This is a genomic window from Hamadaea sp. NPDC051192 (genome assembly GCF_040682475.1).
GTDB classification, from domain to species: Bacteria; Actinomycetota; Actinomycetes; order Mycobacteriales; family Micromonosporaceae; genus Hamadaea; species Hamadaea flava.
The window spans coordinates 1-2,703 of record NZ_JBFBAZ010000284.1 but is presented as its reverse complement, the minus strand read 5'-3'; the positions used below and the strand labels follow the sequence as shown (position 1 = coordinate 2,703).

The 2,703-nt window shown below is 69.0% G+C and carries 3 protein-coding genes and 1 pseudogene; all 4 read left to right on the top strand.

The genetic code is table 11. The features are described from left to right. Positions 1 to 175 (top strand): annotated as a pseudogene (locus AB0M47_RS42575) (bifunctional oligoribonuclease/PAP phosphatase NrnA); the annotation flags it as partial. Positions 176 to 215: 40 nt separating this feature from the next. Continuing rightward, on the top strand, positions 216 to 620 hold the full coding sequence (locus tag AB0M47_RS42570; protein WP_363424699.1) for a hypothetical protein: 405 nt from the start codon (positions 216 to 218) through the stop codon (positions 618 to 620). Then, positions 617 to 823 carry a DUF6186 family protein gene (locus AB0M47_RS42565; protein WP_363424696.1) on the top strand — a complete coding sequence of 69 codons (207 nt, stop codon included), beginning with the start codon at positions 617 to 619 and terminating at the stop codon, positions 821 to 823. Before AB0M47_RS42570 ends, AB0M47_RS42565 begins: the two co-directional genes overlap by 4 nt. A 407-nt stretch (positions 824 to 1,230) precedes the next feature. Then, positions 1,231 to 2,529, top strand: coding sequence for an MATE family efflux transporter (locus tag AB0M47_RS42560; protein ID WP_363424693.1), 1,299 nt, complete (start codon positions 1,231 to 1,233; stop codon positions 2,527 to 2,529). Positions 2,530 to 2,703 lie beyond the last annotated feature (174 nt).

The window sequence follows — 2,703 nt, the reverse complement described above, 5'->3', positions numbered from 1 at the left end:
CAAGCAGGTCGGCCCGGCGGAGTGGTCAGTGTCGATGCGGACCCGGGGCGCGACCGACGTCAGCCGGGTCGCCGTGGCGCTCGGTGGCGGTGGCCATCGGGCGGCGGCGGGCTTCACCGGCCACGGTACGCCCGAGGAGATCATGGGTCGGATAAGGGACGCATTAGGGGAATAAAACCCTCCCCGGCTCCGGGTGAAGCAGCCACAATCGAGTCATGGATCACCCGGAACTCACTGTTCCGAGCGCGCCGGCCTGGACGCGCCCGGCAGTGATGCTGCCGATCTTCGCGTTCCTGTCGCTCCTGGGCGGCCTGCTCCCGTCCTTCTCCCTCGAAGCCAACATCTATGTCTTCACCCTCGGCGCCGTGATGATGTACCTCGGGCTGAGTCAGCGCGTCCCCCGCAAACCTCCTCCGCGTCGGCTCTCCCGCGGCCTCGCCTGGTGGCTGCTGCCCGTCGGGGTGTTCGTGTTCTTCGAACTGAGCACCTTCGCGATCGGCGACGACAAGAACTACCCGACGCTGTCCCTGCTCGCCGACCCACTCCTCGACGACTACCTGCCTCGCGCGATCTTCTACTTCGGATGGCTCACCGGATTCTGGGGGCTGGTACGACGATGAGACTGCTCGCCATCGCCGGCTTCATCCTCGCCGGACTACTCGTCCTCGCCGTCGAATGGGCCGCTCGGCGTACACGCCGTATCCCGACGCTCGGCGACCTGGCCGCCGTCGTGATGACCCATGAAGTCGGGCGGATCCCGGTCGGGCGGATCGCCGTCTTCGGGTTCTGGTGGTGGGTGGGGTGGCATTTCCTCGCCCGCTGACCCGCTCTTACTCCTTCCCGCTGGCTCGCTGGTTCCCGCTGGCTCGCTGGTTCCCGCTGGCGCGCTGGTTCCCGCTGGCGCGCTGGCGCGCTGGTTTCCAGCTGGATCAGGGATATGCCTGTGATCTTGGGCCAAGATCACAGGCATATCCCTGATCCGCATCTGGTGGTCGGGGTTTGTCGCGCAGCGGATGCCCAGAGTTTGGGAAAGGTGTTCCTGCATGTGGACCTGAACGATAGTTTTGCGAACTATGCAAACTAACGTTAAGTCAGCTCCCGCCAAACCCAAGCCCAGCGCCGACGAGCAGCGTGAGCAGATGCGCCGCGCCCTGCAAACCTCGATGGACACCCGCCAGTAATCACCATTGCCGAGTTGACTCCTTACAAGGAGACCGGCACCATAGGCGGGTGACCCCCAGCCTTCGGCGTATAGCGGCGCTCGCGCTACCCGCGCTCGTAGTCCTCGCCGCTGAGCCCCTCTATCTTCTGGTCGACACCGCCGTGGTCGGCCATCTGGGCCGCGTGCCACTGGCCGCGCTCGCGATCGGCGGGACGATCCTCGCCGTGACCGCCTGGCTCGGTAACGTCCTCGCGTACGGCACGACTGGTCGAGCCGCGCGCAGTTTCGGCGCGGGCTCTCGGCGTACGGCGGTGGAGGAAGGCATTCAGGCCTCCTGGCTCGCCCTGGCGGCCGGCCTCGTCTTCGTCGTGTGCGCCCAGCTGTTCGCCGGGCCGGTCACGCGGGCCCTCAGCGGTGACCCCGAGATCGCCGAGCACGCCGAACTCTGGCTGCGCATCGCCTCTCTGGGGATCCCGTTCGTTCTGCTGGTCTTCGCGGGCAACGGATGGATGCGAGGAGTCCAGGACACCCGGCGGCCGCTGCGCTACGTGCTCGGGGCGAACGTCCTCTCCGCCATCCTCTGCCCGCTGCTGGTCTATCCGGCCGGCCTCGGGCTCGTCGGATCCGCCCTGGCCAACGTCGCGGCCCAGGTCGTCGGAGGGGCCCTGTTCATCCGGGCGCTCGTCGCGGAACGCGTACCGCTCGCGCCGCGCCCCGCCCTGCTCCGCCAGCAGCTCGTCCTCGGCCGCGACCTGCTCGTCCGAGGGCTCGCCTTCCAGCTCTGCTTCCTCTCGGCAGCCGCCGTCGCCGCCCGGTTCGGCGCAGCCGCGGTCGCCGCCCACCAGGTCGGGCTCCAGCTCTGGATGTTCTGCGCGTACGCCCTCGACGCGATCGCCATCGCGGCGCAGTCCCTGATCGGGGCCGCGCTCGGTGCCGGTGACGTGCTCACCGCTCGGCGTACGGCGGTCCGGATCGGCCAGATCGGCCTCGGCTGCGGCGTGATCTTCGGGATCTTCGTGCTCGCCCTGGCCCCCGTCCTGCCGCACCTGTTCAGCGATGACACCGACGTCCTCGGCCAGCTCGCGATCGTCTGGCCCTGGTTCATCGGGATGCTCCCGCTCAACGGGGTGGTCTTCGCCCTCGACGGCGTCCTCGTCGGCGCCGGCGACGCCCGCTACTTGCGTAATCTCACGATCGTCGCGGCCCTGGGCGGCTTCCTGCCTGCCATCTGGCTGGCGCTGTGGCTGGACCTCGGGATCGGCGGGGTGTGGGCCGGGCTCACGCTGTTCATCGTGCTGCGGCTGGGTGCTCTGTTGCTTCGGCTGCGCGACGGTTCGTGGGCGGTTCCGGGCGCCGCCCGCGCCTGACTGCCGCCCGCGCCTGACTGCCGCGCTCGCCCGCTCGCCGCGCCCGCTCGCCCGCTCGCTCGCCGCGCTCGCCAGGCCCGCCCGGTCGCGTTGATCATGGGGTTTGCACCCCTGACACGCCGTCGACTCCACAGTTAACTCCATGATCAAAGGGGAGAGGGGTGGGGTGGTGGT